Genomic DNA, 19,583 nt, shown 5'->3' with positions numbered 1-19,583 from the left:
AAATAGCCGCGGGTCTCCGCCACTTTCCGGGGTTCGTAATAAACGATCCAGTCCCCTACGCAGGCCTCGACCCGCCCCAGATATGGGCGCGGGAACTGATACCGCTCAGCCGGGCTATCGTCATAGATCGAGTCCGAGCGGTGAATGAAAACGCCGAATCCCATGTGCCATCCCTGATTCCCATTCGATCGTATCGCAGATTGGAAAGCGTTCGGCAGCAGGGGGACCATTCACCCCTTGGTCGCGCACGGCGCGCGATCGATCCGGCGTCACGCTCGCCACTCCCCTTCGCACTGCCGTGAGCGATAGGATGGCTATCTATCAATCGCAATTCCGCTATTATGTGAGCGATAGAAAGGAATTCTATCGCTCATGGTGTGGAACTGGACGCAGCACGGCTGGCCGCATTTTGCCTATGATCCGGTTGCCCTCGAACCGCTGGAGCGGCGGTTCCTGCTGCTGACCGGCGAGGTGATCGGTGCGGTTCGGCATGTAAGCGACGGCGAGCGGGACCTGCTGCGGATCGAACTCCTCAGCGACGAGGCCGTCAAGACCAGCGCGATCGAAGGGGAGACGCTGGATCGCCTCAGCGTGCAATCTTCCCTGCGTCGTCAGCTCGGCCTCGACACTGACAATCGCAACGTGAAGCCGAAGGAACGGGGCATCGCGGAGATGATGGTCGATCTCTACCGGAGCTGGGTTGATCCCCTCGACGCCGACACGCTGTTCCGCTGGCACCGCATGCTGATGGCGGATAGCCGGCATCTGGAGACCATCGGCGGCTACCGTCGCCATGAAGACGCGATGCAGATCGTGTCCGGCCGCCAGGATCGGCCGACTGTGCATTTCGAGGCGCCGCCATCCTCCCGGGTTCCGGACGAGATGGCTGCCTATCTAACTTGGTTCAATGGCTCGGCCCCGGACGGTGAAACGCCCTTGCCGGCACTTACCCGGGCCGGGATCGGACATCTCTATTTCGAGAGCATCCATCCCTTCGAGGATGGCAATGGCCGCATCGGCCGAACCCTCGCTGAAAAATCCCTCGCCCAAAACATCGGGCAGCCGACCCTGATCGCGCTCGCCCACACCATCGAGCAGCATCGCAAGGCCTATTACGATCAGCTCGAGGTCCATCAGCGGACGCTCGATGTCACGGGCTGGCTGGTCTATTTTGCAGAAATGATCATCGCGGCCCAGCAGACGACGCTCGGCCGCGTCGCCTTCCATATCGCCAAGGCGCATTTTTTCGATCGCTTCCGCGACATGATGAACGAACGGCAGGAGAAGGTGATCGCCCGCCTGTTTCGCGAGGGCCCCGGTGGCTTCACGGGCGGCCTGAGCGCGGAAAACTACCTCGCGATCACCGGCACCTCACGCCCCACCGCCACGCGCGACCTGCACGATCTGGTCGAGAAAGGCGCCCTGACGCGCACCGGCGAGCGCCGATACACCCGGTACCACCTGAACCTGCAGGGACATGCTGTAAAGTCGTGAGCTTGCGGAACGCGGGGCAGCTGTTCGGGGCCCTCGGCGAGGCATCCTCAAATCTGCAGGATGCGCCAGAAGCCGACGTTAGCTGCGGGGACGATGAATGGCCGATTTGGGGCCGACAGCAGTCTGTCAGCTTTCGGCTGCAGCCGTGTCCATATCTGCCCTTCCGCAGCCGACCCCTTCTGAGATTTAGCCGTTAGGACGCGGGCTGAACGGAAGCAGCCGTTCCATCTTCCAGCGGTCTCTCAGGTCAGTTCGGACCCGACTTCCTCCCCCGGCCGACCGCTTTCGGCGAGACGCTGCTCCCATGCTCGTGCCACCATGCGGTGAGCGCTTCCATGGTGGGTCCGAGCGCACGCGCCTTCGCCGTCATCTCATAGTCGACGCGAGGCGGCACTTCCGCGAACACGGTCCGCGTGACCAGACCATCGGTTTCGAGTTCGCGGAGCTGCGCGGTCAGCATGTGCTGGGTGATGCCGGGGATCGCCTTGCGCAACTCCCCGAAGCGGTAGACCCGCTGATTCAGCAGCCACATAATCTCCAGCTTCCACTTGCCCGATAGAAGCGCGAACGCGCGCCGCATCTCCTCGTGCATGTTGATGCCGTCGTCGGTCATGGTCAGATTGTCCATACTAAGCGCAAGTTATTCATCCTACTTGCGCCCGATCATCATAGCCGACATTTTCAGCCTGCACAGCAAGAAGCGCTATGCGTCACAACTATCGAAAACAAGCGATGGATGTTGGTCATCAACATCCGGCAGGAACCGCTATGCTTGAGATCTACGTCTACTGGACCAGCACGACGCTGCTGTCCGCTCTCTACCTGACTTCGGCGTTCATGTACGTCACCAAGGGAGAGTGGGTCCGGCAAACACTCGCCGACCTCGGCTACCCCCCACACGTCGTGCCCTTCATGATCGTCGTGAAGGTCCTCGGCGCGGTCGCCATCCTGTCGCGCTTCAGCGTGGCCATCAGCGACCTCGCCTATGCGGGGATCCTCTTCCACCTGATCCTTTCCGGCATGGCCCATCTGGGTGTGCGCAAGCCGAAGGGCGCCGTACCGGCTGCCATCGGCTTGGCGCTCCTGGCGGCCTCCTTCCTCACGCAGAACGCCGCCCGGGACGTGCCCTCGCCGTATGTGCAGGCTGCAGCGCCCCGACGCGGCTGAACAGACCACACCCGACATCCAAAGGAGAACACCATGGGCAGACTCGACGGCAAGGTTGCCATCGTCACGGGCGCCGGACGCGGCATCGGCCGCGCCACGGCGAAGCTGTTCGCCGCGGAGGGCGCGAAGCTCGCCGTCCTTTCGCTGACCCCCGCCAACATCGAAGCGGTCGTTACCGACATCAAGGCTGCGGGCGGGACAGCGATCGGTGTGACCTGCGACATCTCGGATGTCGGCCAGATCAAGTCAGCGGTGGCAAGGGTTGTCGAGGCCTTCGAGGGCATCGACATCCTCGTCAACGCGGCCTTCGACCCCTCCGCACCTTACGCTTCCGTTCTTGACCTCACGACGGACCAGTTGCAGCGAAACTTCGAGATGGGCCCCGTTGCCTACCTGAGGATGATGCAAGCTTGCCATCCGCACCTGAAAGCAAGCGGCGAAGGCCGGATCGTCAACTTCGGGTCGATGGCAGGCATCGCGGGCCTCGCCGGGATGGCCCCCTACAACATGGCCAAGGAAGCCGTGCGGGCCCTCACGCGCACTGCCGCTCGCGAATGGGCTGTCGACGGCGTCACCGTGAACAACCTCCTTCCTGTGGCCAAGACCTGGGGCGACGACGTCAACGTTCCCGCCCCGACCGCGCCGCTCGCCCGCTACGGATCGCCGGAGGACGACATCGCGCCGGTCGCGCTCTTTCTCGCCAGCAAGGATGCCCGGTTCATCACGGGCTACACCCTTACTCCGGATGGCGGGCTGATCATCGACAGCGCTCGCTGATCGCCCGGACCAGAATCATCAAGCAGGAGCCCGCAATGTCGATGATCGACCACATGACGTTCGGCGTCCGTGACCATGGCAGGTCCATCGCCTTCTGCGATTCCGCGTTGGGTCCGCTGGGATCAAGCGTTTGTTCGACAACACGTCGGGCGCCGTGAAAACGTCCGCCTACGGTGAGAACAAGCCGCAGTTCTGGCTCGCCGAATACGACGCGCCGCACGGCAAACTGCACATTGCGTTCGTCGCCCGAGATCGGTTTGGGTGGGATGCCATTCACCGTGAGGTGCTGGCCGTCGGCGGCACGGACAACGGAACGACAGGCTACAGACCCCACCGTCCGGGCTACTACGCAGCCTTCGTGCTCGACCCGGACGGCAACAACATCGAAGCCGTGTTCCTCGATGCCTGCCAGATAGAAGAATTTAAACCGCCTGACGGTTTGTAGGCCCGGGTCGGCTTCTACGCGACGGCGGCTTTACCAAGCCCATGCTGGAAAGCCGACGGTCCGCGAACCACCGCCAGCCGGTCGTTGCCGCGGGAGATCCCCCTTCGCCCGCGCAACGGCGCAATCGGGGCCGATAGTCGCTGTTCTGCAGCCGACACACTGCCGATGGCGCCCTCATTGGCCGGAGAGGCGGCGCGTTGCTGAACGCGGCCTCGCCATGTTCAGCGAGGCCGCACGGATCAGATTTCCGTTGTCTCGGCCAGCGTAAGCGCATCATCGATATCTACACCAAGGTATCGAACGGTATTTTCGATTTTGGTGTGTCCAAGCAAAATCTGAATAGCTCGGAGATTGCCGGTAGCTTTGTAGATCAGGGCGGCCTTGGTACGGCGGAGCGAATGCGTTCCATATTCCTCGGGGCGCAGTCCAATCGCCGTAACCCATTCATCAACCAACCGCGCGTACTGTCGAGTGCTGAGGTGCCCTTCGTGGTTGACCCGGCTCGGGAACGCGTAGTCATCGATACTGCCACCACGGCGTTTGAGCCACGCGAGCAGACTTGCCCTCGTGTCTGCGGTGATCTCGAATTGGACGGGCCGGCCGGTCTTCTGCTGGACCACCATTGATCGGGCCCGTATTGCCGAGCCGGAAACAAGCGATCCGATCTTCATCTTGACGAGGTCGCAACCGCGAAGCTTGCTGTCGATCGCGAGGTCGAACAATGCCCGGTCCCGCATCCGCTCTTCGCGATCGAGGAAAAACCGGATCAACCAGATTTGCTTCACTTTGAGCGCTCGTTTGGCGCCGACCAGCTTGCCTGCATTCCAGGCTGGCCGACCTTTGGCGGCGGGGTCGTACTTTGAGATACCCACGTCATTTCTCCTTTTGGCCACTATGGCCAATGGCGAAATAGGAAGGGTCGGGAGTGGACGGGCCGGTCTCGGTTGCCGCTGTTCAGATTGCCGCCGTTCTGCTGCAGACCCCAAACTGGGCATTCGTGTCGTCGCAACTAACATCCGCTTATGGCGTAGCATTCACTCTTTGTAGCAGGCGGCTGGACCGCAGGAAGCCCATTGTCCGAATCATCTCCCATGTGACTCTGCCACCTACAGAGAGCGGTCCAATCGGCTTCACGGGCCGGTGATCATCGGATCGCGTTGGCGACCTGGGAAATCGCGCCCTTGCCGATATTAATTGTCGTGCCCGGGGCTGCGACGATCCAGGCGAACATGTCGCGACCACTTACCAGCATGGCTTCACCCGGCGAAATTTCGGGCGGGCCGGACGGACGGGCCGCCGCGACGGCGCGGGCGGGAAATCGCGCGGGCATGGCCGACGCCGGCACGGGCGCCAGCGTGGTTCTCGGCGTCAGGGGAGCGCGTATCAGTGGATCGCGTGTCGCGCAGCCTGTCGCGCAGCGGTCGCCGGCGACCTTGTCCTTGCGGGAGTCGCGCGCCTCGCGTTCGGTCGGCTTCGGAGGCTTCGCCGTCCCGGCCGCCGGTCGCGGATGAGGAAGCGGTGGCGTGAGCGGGATGGTGCGGGGCGCTAAGGGCCCGTCCGTCCCGTCGACCAGATGCTCCAGATCGGCGGTTTCCAGCGGCGAGCCGGTCGATGATACGCCTTGTGGCGACAGCAGGACCGGTGGGTACGTGTTGTTAGAGCGTGCCGCGTGAAACAGCCCGCCGGCAACCACGACAAAGCCGGCAGCAATGGTGAAGAGCTTTGTGGATCGGTTGCGCGGTGAGAGAGCCCTTCTGAGGAAAGGTGTCATGACGTCGTCTCCGGGGGATCACAGATGTGAAGGGGGCGGTGCCCTCAGGCTTCGGGGCGCAGGCGGCGGCGGAAGGTCTGGAACCAACCCTCGGCGAGGATCGTGCGGGGGCGCGCCATGGCGCGGCGCCGGCTGCCGAATGTCGCGATTCTCGCGAGTACGGCCTGTTCGCGGAGCCATTCGCGCGCGGGCTTGGCCGGGCTGCCGCCCCACCGCTCGCCGGCCGGAACGTCCCTCATCACACCAGAGGCGGCGGCAAGGCTGGCACCGCGCCCGATATGGAGATGGTCGGCGATGGCGGCCTGTCCGCCCACCACGACATAATCGTCGAGCACGGTCGAGCCGGCGATTCCGACTTGGGCCACGATGATGCAATGACGGCCGATGCGGACATTGTGGGCGATCTGGACCAGATTATCGATCTTGGTTCCCGCTCCGATGAGGGTGTCATGGCCACTGCCGCGGTCGACCGTGGTGTTGGCGCCAATCTCGACATCGTCGCCGATGACCACGCCACCGATCTGCGGGAATTTCCGGTGGCCACCGGCATCCAAGACGAACCCAAAGCCATCCTGACCGATGCGCACCCCCGCATGAAGGAGGACACGGTCGCCGATGCGGCACTTCGTGATGCTCACCCCCGTCGAAATCGCGCAGTCACGGCCGATCACGACATCGGGTCCGATCACCGTATGCGCGCCGATCGTGGTGCCGGCGCAGATCACCGCGTGGCTTCCGATGATGACGCCGGGGTCCATGGCGACCCCCGGCTCGATGATGACGGTCGGGTGAATGCGACAGGTCTCGTCGATGCCATCCAGCGGGAAGATGAGACCGGGCTTGAGCGCCTCGGGATGCAGCCAGCCGAGCAGGCGAGCATAGGCACTGCGCGGGTTATCGACGACGAGCGGCACCGTGCCCGGAGGAACCAGCGAGACGAAGCGCTGCTGAACGAGGCAGATGCCGGCGCGCGTGGTCCGCAGCAGATGCGCGTGGCCGGCCCCTTCCATGTACGAGACATGCCATGGCTCGGCGACATCGAGGCTCGCGGCACTCTCGACGCGGCGCTCGGATGTGATGTCAGGGGGCCCTAGCCCCAGATATTCGGCAATATCCGAAAGGTGTATCCCGTCACGCGGAGGTGCAACTGCCATGTTCGATGCTCCGTTGCTCGAAATTCCGCCAGTGCAGGGAATGCGAGTGAAGGTGTGAGCTGCGGACGCCGCGAGGGGGCGGACACCGCGGACGTCCGCAGCTCGGGTTCCGCCGGCATGGCGGGAGCCGGCGGAACCATGGGAGAGCGGGGCCTTGGCCCGCTCTGCAAGGGGGCAGGATGCCGACCGCGGCACCCAGGCGGCTAGTGCAGCCGTGCAGCGAGATCCTCGGCTCCCTTGTCGATCCCGGCCTTCGCCGCCGCGAGATCGCCCATGCTGGCGCCGATGTCCGAGGGCTTGGGAAACTGCTTGCCGACAAAGGCGCTGAGCAGCCGCTTGGAGCGCGCGTCGTAGATCTCGACCGCATACATCACCGCGCCGGTGAAGCTGCCTTCGCCGTCATTGGCGGTCTGGATGCCATTATAGACAAGGCCCGCCACGTCGATGCGCGAGAAGGTACCGAGCACCGGCGTGTTCTTGACCGCGCCGGTAAGCGTGACGCGGATGCGCAGCGTGTTCGGACCCGATTGCGGCGCCTGCGAAAAGCGTGTGGCGAGCTGCTGCGTGAAACGCGCATACATGTAATCGGCCAGCGCCTTGCGGTCCGCTTCCGACATGTCGCCAAACTGGTTGTCGGCGCCGCTGTAGATGACCACCGGCTCCACAGTCGCGCTGGTGTAGCTGGACCAATCGACGTTGCCGCCATAGGCGAAGGGGATGCGGGCGGCATTCGTGCCGGAGTTCGGCGCCAGAACCGAGGACGAGGCGAGATCCCGATAATGGCTCGGAGCCGCCGTCTGACAGCCCGCCAAAGCGAGGCTTGCGGCGATTATTGAACATAGACGGCTCCGCATCGACGGGACGCTCCTCATGTGCAAGGGGCGGTGGTGCTCCCTTTCGATGAGATGAACCTAGGCGGAGGAATATTTTGCTGGCTGTTTTGATGTTAAGAAACATTGCGGATCGAAGTACCGCCAAGGCGCGATCTTCGCTGATCCCGGTGGCTACTCGGATGTCTTGAGCACCGGCGCTTCAAGGTTGGGCGGCAGAACCAGACGCGCGATCAGGCCGTGGGGCTCCCGGTCGAGCAGACGCAGCGTGCCGCCATGCGCGCGGGCAATGCCATTGGCGATAGGCAGGCCAAGGCCGATCCCGCTGCGCGGGCCGACGGCGCGCGCCGGATCCCCCTTGAAGAACGGCTCCAGCGCTCGTTTCTTCATCGCGTCGGAAAGGCCGGGACCATCGTCACGGACCTCGATGACGATGTTGCCCGTTTCGTCCTCGGCGAGCACGAGTTCGATCGTCGTACCGTAGCGCGAGGCGTTGTCGATCAGGTTGCAGAGCGCGCGTGTGACGGCGCGGGGCATGCATTGGCACACCAGCCGGCGCGGTCCGGCCACCGAGACGGGAATGCTGGTGTCGGCATAATCAGCCGCGATTGTGTGCAACAGGCTCGACAGGTCGACACGGCGCGGGGCTTCCAGCCCGGTTTCCTTGTTGTTCAGGTAGCGCATGCTCTCGTCGATCATCGCCGCGAGGGTGGTGATGTCCTGCAGCATGGAGCGTTGCAACTCGACATCCGTGCAGCGTTCTGCCCGCATGCGCAGCCGGGTGAGCGGGGTGCGCAGATCGTGGCCGACGGAGCGTAGCAGACTGGTCCGCTCGTCGATCATGCGGGTGATCCGCGCTCGCATGACGTTGAGGGATTCTCCCAGACTGCGGATTTCCACTGCGCCCTCGGCGCGGAACGGCTCCTGCGAGGCCTCATCGAGGCTGATCCGCCGGGCCGCGGCGGCGAAATCGGTCAGCGGCCGCGTGAGGCGATGGCTGAGATAATAGGACAGCAACAGGACGGGCAGCACGACCAGCAAGGTCATGCCGAGACTGCGCAGCACCTCATCACGCCGTGAGGGAAAATCCAGAGGCTGGAGGCGCAGGCGGAGGAAGCGGTTGTCGTCCATCCGCGCAACAAGGTCGGCGAGCGGCGCCTTGTCCCCGCTCGTTCGGTCGGTGAGAGCGATCAAGCGCGCGACGAGAAGGCGGTAGGTCGGCTCGTCCATGGTGCGCGTACGCAGGTCGACGATGTTGTCAGCCGGCGGCATTGTCACCTCGGCAGATATGCCGCTTTCCGCCGCAAGACTCAGTGCCGTATCCAGCTCGCCGGGGGTGCTCGCTGCACGGAACCGTTCGGCAAGGATCGCGATGTTGCTCGCGACATAGCTGGCCCATTCGACGCGCGCATGGTCGGTCTCGCGCAGCGAGGCACGTATTGCGGCGAACGCGGCCAGGAGAAAAATGGGCAGCACGGCCAGCAGAAAGATCTGCTGGCGTATCGAGGCGAGGCCGAGGCGGCGCAGCATCATTGCCGTTCGACCACCGGCGTGAAGAGATAGCCGCCGAGGCGCACCGTCTTGATCAGCGTGGGCTCCTTGACGCTGGGTTCGATCTTTTGCCGGACGCGGCTCACATGCACGTCGATGCTGCGCTGGACCGGCCCGGCGGTGCCCGCATGGGTCAGGGACAGAAGCTGGTCACGGGTCATCACCTCTCCGGGATGGGAGCAGAAGGCGTGCAGAATATCGAACTCGGCGGTGGTCAGTGAAATCTCCACCCCGTCGGGGTCGTGGACGCTCCGCGCCACGGGGTCCAGCCGCCAGCCGGCAAACACCATCACCGCGCCGCGCGGCACCGCCGGCGCGGTATAGGAGGCGCGGCGCAGCAGGGCCTTGATCCGGGCCAGAAGCTCGCGGGAGTTGAACGGCTTGGTGACATAGTCGTCGGCACCGAGTTCGAGACCCAATATGCGGTCGATATCCTCGCCGAGGGCGGTCAGCATCAGTATCGGCACCGGTCCTGCGGCCCTCAGTCGGCGGCAGATGCTGAAGCCGTCCTCGCCGGGAAGCATGACGTCCAGCACGATGAGATCGAACGAGTGCTGCTTCAGCAGACGATCCATGTCGCGGCCGGAAAGGACGGTGCGGGCGACAATTCCCGCTGTGGTCACGAGGTCGACCAGCATCGCCGCGATCTCCCGGTCGTCTTCGACGATCAGAATACGCGAGGGGAGACCGTTGTCGGCGTAACACCACATTGCCGAGGCTTCCGACATGACACTGAGCTCCCGTCTCGTACCCGCCCACGTGCTCAGGTCCGCGGTGAGCGCGGCGCGCGGATCGGGAAGACATCCTTCGGTGACGCATCTTATGTAAAGTGGGGTGTGGAAATGTTGGTTTTTGTTTCGATCGGGGCGCAGTCCCGTTGAACACCCTGCGTCAGTGTCCACGAAAGTGGCAGCAGCTCACCCGGCCATAATGTATGAACCGCCCCTAGATTCCTGGACGCCTTCTTTCCTAAATTTGAGGCAAGGAGGCCCGGTTGGGCAAAACGAACTTCACCGAGGACTTCAAGCGCGACGCGGTCGTTCAGATCACCGAGCGGGGCTAAACGGCAACGTCTCCTTTCAGGAGATCGCTGATCTGATCTCTACGTCCGACATTGCGGCGCTTTGCTGACGGACGGCTCCGGGGCAGGTGGCAGACTGCCCGCTATTGGGAGCCTTCAAACGGGAAGCGGACATATCGCAGATGAATCCCCGAGGCTGAAACTGGACCAAATGCCGACGCCGGGAACGTCCGCTCGTGGGCAGTCTGGTAAAGCTGATCCACAACCATCCCACTACGCCCATTTCGATAACGTTGGATCACGCTCGATCTCACTGAATCATCGATGGTTTCTGCGATTTTTGCGGATTGCGTACTAGTGGGCGATTATGGCAGATTGGGAGTCGTTGAAGGGATAGAAAACGGCTTTCCGCTCCCAGCAAACGATCCCCATTTCTCCTCGACCGATCCCAGTTGCGGAACAGGAGGAACGCAATGCCAAGCCTGACCGACACCGCGACCCGACGCGCATTAAAGCGGGTCGAACTGAGCCAGAAACACGAAAACCTTGCTGATGGCGAAGGTCGTGGCACGGGACGCCTCGTCCTGGCCCTTAAGCCCATGCTGAAGCGCGTGATGGCTGACCGGATGGCACATTCCTCATGACCAACAGCGTGCGATATGCGAACGCATCCTCGAACCGCTATCTCTGGCCGACCCTGCGCCGTTTTCCTACTGGATGGTGCGCGTATGCATATCGTCGCCCATATCGAAAACGTCCTGTCGCCGGACGCGCTACAGCCGGAAGATCGAGCAACCTACGAAAAAGTTGGGTCGGACGAGCAGGCAAAACTGACGTGGGCTCCGGCCGGGCCGTCCCCACTTAAACCCACGGCTACCGGCAGATCAGAGTTTCTTTGGTTGGAAAATGATAAGAAATATTGGGTGATATTTGATAAAAATGACCATACGACAGCACTATGTCCCTCAAGTTTACCTTGAATCGTGGTGCAATGAGAAAAAACAGCTCGACGTCCATGATAAGATCGCGGGTAAATCACTAAACCCCTCGCCTCTGAACGTGCTCAATGAGCGGTACTATTACGAAGAGCCGCAATCATCGCCAACGAATGAACTGGAACGACAATTCGGTGCATATGAAGGCGCATTTGGCGCGACGCTTAAATTCCTGAACTTCGTCATCGACGGCGCTATCCAAAATGGCCAACCAATCGCCGCGACTTTGGAGAATATGCTGGAGAATCTGCCGCGTCACGCCGTTGCGTTGAAGGAGTTCGCGGGGGTTGCTTATTTTCGGACACCGGGAGCGCTGCGCGCGATGCGGGAGCAACTTGCTGCGGACGGTGCCCCGTTGGCTGCGAAAGCGCTCGACGCGCTGAACTCACCATATGCGCTGGGCAAGGATGCATTTGAATCCACGCTGCTTGAGCGGTTCCGAGAACTGAGTATGATCATCGGCTATACAGGCGGAGAGCGCTTGTACACCGGAGACTGGCCCTGCTATCCTTTGGCAGGCGGTGAGCATCACGCGAACTTCGGGTACGACATCGGCAATCACGTCGCGGCCTTTGCGGGGATGGCCGTGACGCCGAGGCTCTACATTCTGTTCCTCCCAAACCTCCAAAAACGAGCACCGTTTGTGCTGGGCAGAATGATGCCTACTGATCTTGTTCGCCAAACAAACGAGATGGTGAGCGAGGTCGCGATGCGCTGGGTGGTTCGCTAGACTACCGGCATTCAGTGGGACAATCCTTCCGCGGATGGCGACAGTTCGGCCTCCTCGGTGGTCTTCGAACATATCGTCATATGCGCGCCATCGCCGTGGAAGCGAAACACCGAGTTCATCGAGATTGACCGCGCGCTTTTGCAGCACAAAGCTGTCCCCCCCGCTCGCGTATCTCGAAAAATCGGACGCCTCAGCTTCTATTCTCCAGCGCCCTCACCGTTGCGTATATGACCGACACGGGACACCGCATTCCGAACACCACCTCCTCAAGTTCCAACGGAGAATTCTGTTCGCTCCGCGGGCCGATCAGGCGCCATTCACGTTCATAGGCCCACGGTTTGGCCTTCTTCAGCAGGACAGCTTCGTCGACCCGACGCCTCGCAACGTCGTCGCCATTCAGCATCGCTAAGACATCTCTCGCACCAAACGGCCTGCTCCCGCCATGACGAACCTTCTGAACCGTTTCGCCCGCGGCATCGTGGATCGAATAGCCGCTTAAGGAAAAGGATCAATGGCTGACGGATGAAGGGCGGGTTTTGGCAGTCGCCGAGACTGCTGTGAATGACCGAAACGGGGGCGCTTTGCTGGCAGACGGCTACGGGGCCGGGAGCGGAATGGCAGCTTTTGAAGGAAAAGGCGGAAAAGAGGACGCTGCGGGCCGAGGTCCGACCGGCTGACTCAGGGTCCTAGAATGACTTTTCGAAACACGATTCCCACCCTGAAGCTACGATCCTCAGTTAGAAAGCGGTGGCTCTGCATCAGTTCGTACCGCGACATGAACGGCAGCTTGCCCAGCGAGAAATCGTCCTCATCGTGAAGTACGCAAAACACGACGGAGTAGTCCTTTTCGTTGAGATCCGTCTTCTTCTCCGGAATCAATGCAAGGAAGCCCGGCTTGTTTTTCGAAACATTCACGGGATCGTCATCGGCATTGATCCACGCCGCCATTCCATTACGGCAGGCGGTATCTGTCGAAAAGGCGTGGGCGTAGAACCTGCCTTGCGTGAACAGGTGGCTAATCGATGCCGCGCCGGAGGAATAGCGTTTGACGTGAATGATGGAGCGATCGGCATGCAGCAGGTCGCACACTTCGTATCGACGCTGCCCCGCGATCTCGAGCTTGGCCTTGTCGAGGAGATAGAGATCCGCACAATCTTCCGCCGCTCGACGGTTGAAAACCTCCTCGCGGTTCTCCTTCCGATCGGCCTTGTAGATGTTGATGCCGTGAGGGAGGTAGGCGGGATCAAGCAGGAGATCATGGTCGTGGAGATACTGTTCGACCGACGCCTTTAGCTCCTCGGACACCTCACGCCACTGCCCCGACGAAAGAACAAATGTCCGCCCGTTCCATTCGATCTCAGCCACCAGGCATCGATAGGCATCCCAGCGCACGAAGGTTCGATTGAACTCCGGATCGTACTCAAATATCTTCCACCCCTTGACACGGGTCTCGTCGAGACCCTTCAGCCGGCGGCGCTTGACTGCGATCAGGTCGGCGATGCGCAGATCGTCGAACGTCTCGATCTCTTCGTCACCATCCTTCTCGACGTAGGCGAACGAGCTGTCGTCGGCGGCGAGAAAGTCCGGCGGCGCGAGGTGAATGGCCTTGAAATTCCTCGCTTCAATGGCTGCGCAGAGCAAGCGGTTCAGCTCCGCTATGACGACCGGGTCGCTCTCGTGCCGGAGGATATCGTACACCTTTAGGTCGGTCTTGGTGTAGTCGTCTGAGACATATCGCTCTTCAAGCTTCCGGCAGAGCTGCGCGAGATAATTCCAGGTTACTTCCTGATCCTTCGGGAACTTGATCAGGATGCTGTCCTTGCCGCGGAAGGATTCGACCAGTTCCTTGTACTCCGTCTTCACATGGCCAGAGATCGTGCGGAGGAATTCGGACTCGGTGTTGATACCGAACACGCCGAGGCTTGTCCCCGTGCTGGCCTGCCGCTCGGTCTGTCGGCTGATTGCCTCGTGCGCGGCTGTCTGGATCCGCCGGAGCTTCTCGGCGTCGCAGATGTTCATCCCGACCTTAATGCCGAAGTCGTAGACGATCTGATCCTTATCCAGGTAAGTGTCGCCATGCTGGCCAAAAGCAGCCGCGTAGAACACATCGTCCGCGCCATCCTTGCCGATGACCCGCAGTGCCATGAGGGCACGCGGATATTTGTTGAATGCCTCGTAGGTGTATTTCTTCTCTGCGAAGCCGGAGTTGAGGAAGCGGAGCCAGGGGATCTGCTCGTCGGTCTTCTGACCGCCGCCCGCGGGATCGTATTTGATATACCCCTCGAATTCGTCGTTCGGATCGATGTGGGTGTAGGTCCCTAGATCGCCCTTTAAGAATTCTTCGAAATTCTTACCGTCCTTGATCCTAAAAAGTGTGATGCGCTTCATGTCCGACATAACGTCCGCCCCCGCGTGACAAGTGCCTCTACATCAAATCATATCGAACCTTAATTTCAAACTCTGCTCCACAGGATCGGGGCAACTGCCCAAGACGAAATGATTCATCCTCTTGCGCCGATATAAAGTTTCAATTTAAACTTTTTTGTCAATCTTGGGAATGTAGGTCACATGTCCGTTCTGGATATTCCTCTCCGAAAAGCACTGCAGTTGTTCTATGCGCCATCACCGTTACGGCGGTCAATTTTGAAAGAGGATATTCGTCTTGACCGCAAGAAGGACGCCGGCGGCAACCGGAGCCAAGGCGGAGATTTCTATGTACCCTTTTGGGCAGATGTGAAGAAGCACATATCGGGCAATGGTGATCTAGCACGATTGACCAATGACCGTATAGAATCGAATAGAAGCTTCAAGCGACTCTACCCGCTACTGCAAGACGGCGTTCTCGAACTGCTCAGTGCAAAATTGCGCTGGTCAAACGAGCCGATTGAGATCATCCCCAAAAGCGTGCACGGCGACCTGAGAATTGAAGATATTGGTGGTAAAATCCGAATACGAGACGCTCTACACGCGCGAGTCAGGGGTGAATACACCCGTGTTGTGTATCCTTACTTCAGCGAGGAACCTGCTCTCTCCGAGGAAGGCGGACGATTGGGTCTGTGGGCGATGCAAAATGCGCTGATAAAATTTGATGCGGATGACATGCGCATCATCGACCCACTTCGCAAGACCTTCTTTTCCCCGCAAACCGCACCGTTGCGGGGTGATGAAGAGACGGTTTTTCGTGAAAGGTACCGATCACTGATCGGCGAATGGGAGCACTTGAAACGCGACTGAGATAGGTGCGGCTTGCCGAGACACGTAGAGCCTTCTACCGTTCTTTAGCACATTGAGAAACGTCCGCTTTTCGGACGTGTCACGGTCGGCCGAATTGTCCCAAAAGGGGGCGCATTGCAGACCAGCACTTTTGGGGCCGGTAGCTGACTGGCCGCTTTTGATTCACGAGCAACAATAACGGACTGTTCGGATCACGCGCCGTCCGCAAGTGGGGCGTAGATCCCACCCCACCTAATAGAGCGAAAAATGCCAGCGTGGATCGAGGTTCGATACCCGCGAAGTCGGAGGTTCACGTGCGCCATCGAGACCCGCGGGAAGGCTATAGAGATGGACGACCTTCTGCTCGCACCGGAGCCCGACGCTTTGAAAGGCGAAAATCGCGATGACTCATCAAAGCCCGATTGGCATGGTTTGTTTACGCCACGTGACTCATGATGAGGAGAGGAGACAGCTAGAATGGCCGAAACCTCAATCGAATGGACCGATGTGACTTGGAATCCGGTAGCAGGATGCTCTGTCGCTACGTCTGGTTGCACCAACTGCTACGCCATGCGTATGGCGGCACGGCTCGAAGCAATGGGCGTGGACAAGTACGTCGGGACCACGCGCAAAAGCGGCGGACGAGCAAAGTGGACGGGCCAAATTGTTTTGGACCCGCAGGCGTTGACAATACCTATGACGTGGAAAAAGCCCCGCAAGGTCTTTGTCAACTCCATGTCCGATCTGTTCCACCCAGACGTGCCGGTAGATTTCATCGCTCAGGTGTGGGCCACTATGGCAGCCACACCGCATCACACCTACCAAATATTGACCAAGCGACCAGAGCGGATGGCTGAAGTCCTATCGGTGGCCGAATTTGCGTTGCTCCCCAATGTCTGGCTGGGCACCAGCGTCGAAGACAGTCGCGTTGTGAATCGCCTCGACAGCCTCCGTCAGGTACCCGCTGCGGTAAGGTTCGTATCCTTCGAGCCGCTGATTGGATCTGTCGCCGGCGCGGAACTGCTCGACATCCACTGGGCGATTGTCGGCGGAGAGTCCGGCCCTGATGCGCGCCCAATGGAATCGCCTTGGGTCGATGAAATCCACGACGCCTGCCGCCGGGCGGGTACAGCCTTCTTCTTCAAGCAGTGGGGGGGCAGGAACAAGAAGGCCACCGGCAGGACCTATCGCGACCAAACGTGGGATGAACTACCGAGATTTAGTCCCACTTGCTAACCGGCAGATTTCGTGGAGTCATGCGAAAAGGGGGGCAACGCATGGCGAAAGACAGCTTTCGATGGGTAGTTGGTCAATCAGCGCCGAAGATCGAGAGCCACAGCAATGCCAAGCTCGATCTGCTTGCAGCCTATCTAGATCGGTACTTTGAGACCGTCGCTTCTCAGCCCCAGATCGACAATATCGCCATTACATTGGTCGACGGGTTTTCCGGGGGCGGCAAGTATCAGCTTTTCGGGGAAGAACGTCCCGGCTCACCACTGGTGCTCCTGGAGGCGGTTAAACGGGCCGAACGCCTTCTCAACGAAAGCAGGCGAAAACCCCTAATCCTCGATGCGAAGTTCTACTTTATCGACGCCAACAGGGATGCAGTAGATTATTTGCGTCAGACCCTCACCGACAAGGGCTATGGCGACGACATTAACTCCGGCCGTATTATAATTCTCCCCGGCGAGTTCGAGGCTTTGTGGGTGGATGTCCTAAATGGAATTCGTTCTCGCCAACGCGCTGGTCGGTCTCTCTTCGTATTGGACCAGAAGGGGTGGAATCAAGTCCAGTTCGCTACCATCCGGACCATTCTCAGAGATTTGCCCAAGGCCGAAGTGTTGCTGACCTTCGCGGTCGATTGGTTGCTGTCCTACCTCAATGAGGGGCCGGCGTTCGCGAGCGCCATGGCGAAAGTAGGTATTCAGGGTCAGCAGCTTGCAGAGTATATCGAAGCCCGCGGAGATGCGGGCCATCAGTACGTCATTCCTCGGCTACTCGCGAGGGACATCCAGCAAATGACCGGCGCGCCGTTTTTCACGCCGTTCTTTTTGAGGTCGCAGCAAGCCGGTCGCCACTTGTGGCTCGTCCACCTATCGAAAATCGTCACCGCGAGAAATGTGATGGTTGAGAGCCACTGGACCGTGGGAAACACGTCGCTTCACCGCGGCACCGCAGGTCTGAACATGCTTGGCTTTGACCCGCACTGGGCGGACGGCGTCGCCTTCGACTTCGGTTTCGACGCCCAGGCCCAAGCCGACATCAATACGGCGATTATTGACCAGTTGCCGCACCGGGTCGAAGCCCTTGAACGGCGAGGCGTTCCGACCGTGGGTCACCTCATCGAGGAAATCGCAAACGACACCGCTGCTACCCGAGACCAGATGGAGGCCAGCATCATGCTGCTCTGTCAGGAACGTCAGATCGATTTGGTGAGCGCTGCAGGTTCGCAGCGGAGGCCGGGCGCAAAACCAGCGCCCGGCAATTTCATAAGGCTATCGCGGCAATTGCTCATACCCGGTGTCGCAATGCCGTCGAGATAAAGCCTAGGACGCCTTTTTTCCTTAAGGGTAGCAGATTCTGAATATACGCAAGGACCACAGGCCGCGGCTGTGAAACACGGCTCAAAGCAGATTAATAGGTCCTGAACCTAGCCGACACTCGACAGCTCGACGGCCTGGCCGGTCAGGTGGCGCGCTCCAGTCGGCAGGCCATGGGGCACTTCTTGTCTGTCGAAGGCTGGTCACGGCACGTCATCCCGCTCCTGAAGCAGAATCCAGACAAATCCATATTCTTGATGGAGTGCTTCGACCTGCGCACCGTCCTCGATCAGCGCCTCGACCTTCGTCGGCCTCTGAAGGCGAAGATCTCGGTCTTAAACCTCGAGGCCGATCGCAGATTTTGCTTCGCCGAAGTTAGGTGAGGCGACGGTCCGTAGCGGCCCAGGCACGCCTTGAAGTCAGACTACGACACGCTCCTCTTCACCGCCGACCAGATGCGTGATCTGTGTACGCGACGCCAATACCGTCCCTTCGGGCGTGAGGGTCACCTGCTGGCCATCTCTGAAATAGTGCTGAGTGATGCCGTCGAAGGCGGTCTCGGATAACGGGATCTTGGCGTTGGGATTGTGGAATATCTGTAGTTCGTCTGACCAATACTCCACGTAGTCGTCACGCCCGATCTCCTCAAAGAACGGGAGAGGGTGGACGGCGTTAGGGTCCGGATTCAGCCGGGTTCCCATGCGATAGTATTTGTGCGCCTCGGGCATGAAGCCGGCGGCGATCCCCATCCGGTCAAATTTCGCCAGAGTGCCTGCGTTGGAGAACACCACCGCGGCGATGTTCTCAGCGCCCGGCAGATCGAAGAAGCCGGTCTCGATCACTTTTTCCTTGAAGACGTGGTTTCCGCCCTTGATGGCCCGGGTCAGTAGTTCCCCGTCGAGCAGCTCCCACTCGATGCGATGGCCATAGAGGTACGGCCACAGCGCAGAAGCGGTATAGGTCATCGAGCCGGGCTCGCCATCGCCGCCGGTGACATGAAAGTCTGCGACCGCCAGGAGAAACGGCTTTCCGGCCGCATCGCCCCTTTCCCAATAGCTGCGCCCATCCTTGTCCTTCTTGTTGAGCTTGCTGGTTAGCGACGAGCCGAACTTCATCGGCATGTAGTGTTCGAGAAAGTCCCGCATCTCCTCCGGCGTCTTCGGATCTGGCCGGTCGGCCAAAACCCCGTCCTCCGAGGGGCTGACCGTGGTCGCCTCGACCGTAAAGGCGATGCCGGGCGCCTCACAGGTGAAGTCGGGCGCTTCCGGCTGCGAGATGTCGAAACCGAGCTCCCGGAATGCCGCCCATAAGAACATTTCCCAGAGGCGCTGGTCGAAGCCCTTTCCCTGAAACTCTTTGACGAAGTGCGGGTCCGTCGGCGCCAACCAAGGGCTGATTTCTTTGAACACAGATCGGCTCGGGTGCCGGCCAGGACTATCGATGAGCACGCGGAAATGCGGGTGCAGATCCTTGGGCGTGGCGTTAGTCGGCACGGCCAGCACGTCGGTCGGGTAATTGGTCTCGTCTTCTTGGTCTCCGAGGGCGAGGAAATCGCTGTCATCGATGGCGACCGCAATTCGCTCGCGAACGCGCTGAACCGCAACAGCTTCATTGTCGATGCTGGTCTCGACGTCGACGCAGCGGAACCGCCCGATTTTGTCCCGCGCCATCAAGATCCAGCCAAAGTCCTGATCGGTCGTGTCTAAGAAGACGAGCCCCAGCACGCGCTCATCGTGGTCGCTCCAGTGCGATAGCTCGATCGACATTAGCCGGGCGAGCGCGCGGCGTGCGCCGAGGGCAAAAAGATCGAAACGCGCACGTTTCATCGGGCGGCTCACCGCCTCTCGAATTGCACGACGCGTCGCTCTGCGTTTGGCCTCTCCCGTGTTGACCAA

General features: G+C 60.5%; 18 protein-coding genes and 2 pseudogenes. 10 read left to right on the top strand and 10 right to left on the bottom strand.

Annotated features, from left to right (window positions below; all coding sequences use genetic code 11):
• A pseudogene (locus tag AAG816_RS19350) lies at window positions 1-164 on the bottom strand (restriction endonuclease); the annotation flags it as partial.
• Window positions 165-372: 208 nt separating this feature from the next.
• Between AAG816_RS19350 and AAG816_RS19345 the strand changes: the two are divergent.
• On the top strand, window positions 373-1,494 hold the full coding sequence (locus AAG816_RS19345) for a Fic family protein (RefSeq protein WP_341991310.1): 1,122 nt from the start codon (window positions 373-375) through the stop codon (window positions 1,492-1,494).
• A gap of 247 nt (window positions 1,495-1,741) precedes the next feature.
• On the opposite strand, the gene AAG816_RS19340 is transcribed toward AAG816_RS19345, so the two are convergent.
• On the bottom strand, window positions 1,742-2,122 hold the full coding sequence (locus AAG816_RS19340) for a helix-turn-helix domain-containing protein (RefSeq protein ID WP_341991309.1): 381 nt from the start codon (window positions 2,120-2,122) through the stop codon (window positions 1,742-1,744).
• Window positions 2,123-2,262: 140 nt separating this feature from the next.
• Here AAG816_RS19340 and AAG816_RS19335 point away from each other — a divergent pair, with 140 nt between their 5' ends.
• The 3 genes from AAG816_RS19335 to AAG816_RS19325 all read left to right on the top strand — a co-directional run bounded on the left by AAG816_RS19335 (window position 2,263) and on the right by AAG816_RS19325 (window position 3,883).
• Window positions 2,263-2,661: a DoxX family protein gene (locus AAG816_RS19335; protein ID WP_341991308.1), complete on the top strand. Its 399-nt coding sequence runs from the start codon at window positions 2,263-2,265 to the stop codon at window positions 2,659-2,661.
• A 33-nt stretch (window positions 2,662-2,694) separates the two neighbouring features.
• The gene (locus AAG816_RS19330; RefSeq protein WP_341991307.1) at window positions 2,695-3,438 is read left to right on the top strand and encodes an SDR family oxidoreductase; all 744 of its coding nucleotides are present in this window, start codon (window positions 2,695-2,697) and stop codon (window positions 3,436-3,438) included.
• Between the two features lie 130 nt (window positions 3,439-3,568).
• On the top strand, window positions 3,569-3,883 hold the full coding sequence (locus AAG816_RS19325; protein WP_341991306.1) for a VOC family protein: 315 nt from the start codon (window positions 3,569-3,571) through the stop codon (window positions 3,881-3,883).
• A 239-nt stretch (window positions 3,884-4,122) separates the two neighbouring features.
• Here AAG816_RS19325 and AAG816_RS19320 read toward each other — a convergent pair whose 3' ends face one another.
• The 6 genes from AAG816_RS19320 to AAG816_RS19295 all read right to left on the bottom strand — a co-directional run bounded on the left by AAG816_RS19320 (window position 4,123) and on the right by AAG816_RS19295 (window position 9,917).
• Window positions 4,123-4,755 carry a tyrosine-type recombinase/integrase gene (locus AAG816_RS19320; RefSeq protein ID WP_341991305.1) on the bottom strand — a complete coding sequence of 211 codons (633 nt, stop codon included), beginning with the start codon at window positions 4,753-4,755 and terminating at the stop codon, window positions 4,123-4,125.
• Window positions 4,756-5,027: 272 nt separating this feature from the next.
• Window positions 5,028-5,654 carry a hypothetical protein gene (locus tag AAG816_RS19315; protein WP_341991304.1) on the bottom strand — a complete coding sequence of 209 codons (627 nt, stop codon included), beginning with the start codon at window positions 5,652-5,654 and terminating at the stop codon, window positions 5,028-5,030.
• 44 nt (window positions 5,655-5,698) lie between these two features.
• Window positions 5,699-6,808, bottom strand: coding sequence for a UDP-3-O-(3-hydroxymyristoyl)glucosamine N-acyltransferase (gene lpxD / locus AAG816_RS19310; RefSeq protein WP_341991303.1), 1,110 nt, complete (start codon window positions 6,806-6,808; stop codon window positions 5,699-5,701).
• Between the two features lie 203 nt (window positions 6,809-7,011).
• Window positions 7,012-7,662, bottom strand: coding sequence for a DUF3313 domain-containing protein (locus tag AAG816_RS19305; protein ID WP_341991302.1), 651 nt, complete (start codon window positions 7,660-7,662; stop codon window positions 7,012-7,014).
• Between the two features lie 150 nt (window positions 7,663-7,812).
• The gene (locus tag AAG816_RS19300; protein ID WP_341991301.1) at window positions 7,813-9,171 is read right to left on the bottom strand and encodes an ATP-binding protein; all 1,359 of its coding nucleotides are present in this window, start codon (window positions 9,169-9,171) and stop codon (window positions 7,813-7,815) included.
• A complete protein-coding gene (locus AAG816_RS19295) occupies window positions 9,168-9,917 on the bottom strand; it encodes a response regulator (RefSeq protein WP_341991300.1) in 750 nt (249 codons plus the stop codon). Before AAG816_RS19295 ends, AAG816_RS19300 begins: the two co-directional genes overlap by 4 nt.
• 766 nt (window positions 9,918-10,683) lie before the next feature.
• Here AAG816_RS19295 and AAG816_RS19290 point away from each other — a divergent pair.
• The 3 genes and pseudogenes from AAG816_RS19290 to AAG816_RS19280 form a co-directional block, all read left to right on the top strand.
• Window positions 10,684-10,842 (top strand): annotated as a pseudogene (locus AAG816_RS19290) (site-specific integrase); the annotation flags it as partial.
• A 96-nt stretch (window positions 10,843-10,938) separates the two neighbouring features.
• On the top strand, window positions 10,939-11,190 hold the full coding sequence (locus AAG816_RS19285) for a hypothetical protein (protein WP_341991299.1): 252 nt from the start codon (window positions 10,939-10,941) through the stop codon (window positions 11,188-11,190).
• Complete coding sequence (locus AAG816_RS19280; protein WP_341991298.1) at window positions 11,150-11,935, top strand: DUF4238 domain-containing protein; 786 nt, start codon at window positions 11,150-11,152, stop codon at window positions 11,933-11,935. Before AAG816_RS19285 ends, AAG816_RS19280 begins: the two co-directional genes overlap by 41 nt.
• Window positions 11,936-12,613: 678 nt before the next feature.
• Here the strand turns inward: AAG816_RS19280 and AAG816_RS19275 are convergent.
• A complete protein-coding gene (locus AAG816_RS19275; RefSeq protein ID WP_341991297.1) occupies window positions 12,614-14,323 on the bottom strand; it encodes a DUF6119 family protein in 1,710 nt (569 codons plus the stop codon).
• Between the two features lie 180 nt (window positions 14,324-14,503).
• Between AAG816_RS19275 and AAG816_RS19270 the strand changes: the two genes are divergently transcribed.
• The 3 genes from AAG816_RS19270 to AAG816_RS19260 all read left to right on the top strand — a co-directional run bounded on the left by AAG816_RS19270 (window position 14,504) and on the right by AAG816_RS19260 (window position 17,691).
• Window positions 14,504-15,169, top strand: a complete 666-nt coding sequence (locus AAG816_RS19270; RefSeq protein WP_341991296.1) for a hypothetical protein — start codon at window positions 14,504-14,506, stop codon at window positions 15,167-15,169.
• 456 nt (window positions 15,170-15,625) lie between these two features.
• On the top strand, window positions 15,626-16,384 hold the full coding sequence (locus AAG816_RS19265; protein ID WP_341991295.1) for a DUF5131 family protein: 759 nt from the start codon (window positions 15,626-15,628) through the stop codon (window positions 16,382-16,384).
• 41 nt (window positions 16,385-16,425) lie between these two features.
• Window positions 16,426-17,691, top strand: coding sequence for a three-Cys-motif partner protein TcmP (locus tag AAG816_RS19260; protein WP_341991294.1), 1,266 nt, complete (start codon window positions 16,426-16,428; stop codon window positions 17,689-17,691).
• A gap of 416 nt (window positions 17,692-18,107) precedes the next feature.
• On the opposite strand, the gene AAG816_RS19255 is transcribed toward AAG816_RS19260, so the two are convergent.
• Complete coding sequence (locus AAG816_RS19255) at window positions 18,108-19,514, bottom strand: hypothetical protein (RefSeq protein WP_341991293.1); 1,407 nt, start codon at window positions 19,512-19,514, stop codon at window positions 18,108-18,110.
• Window positions 19,515-19,583 lie beyond the last annotated feature (69 nt).

It is taken from the genome of Azorhizobium sp. AG788 (assembly GCF_943371865.1).
In the GTDB taxonomy this organism is placed as follows: Bacteria; Pseudomonadota; Alphaproteobacteria; order Rhizobiales; family Xanthobacteraceae; genus Azorhizobium.
This window is presented reverse-complemented; position numbering and strand designations above follow the sequence as displayed.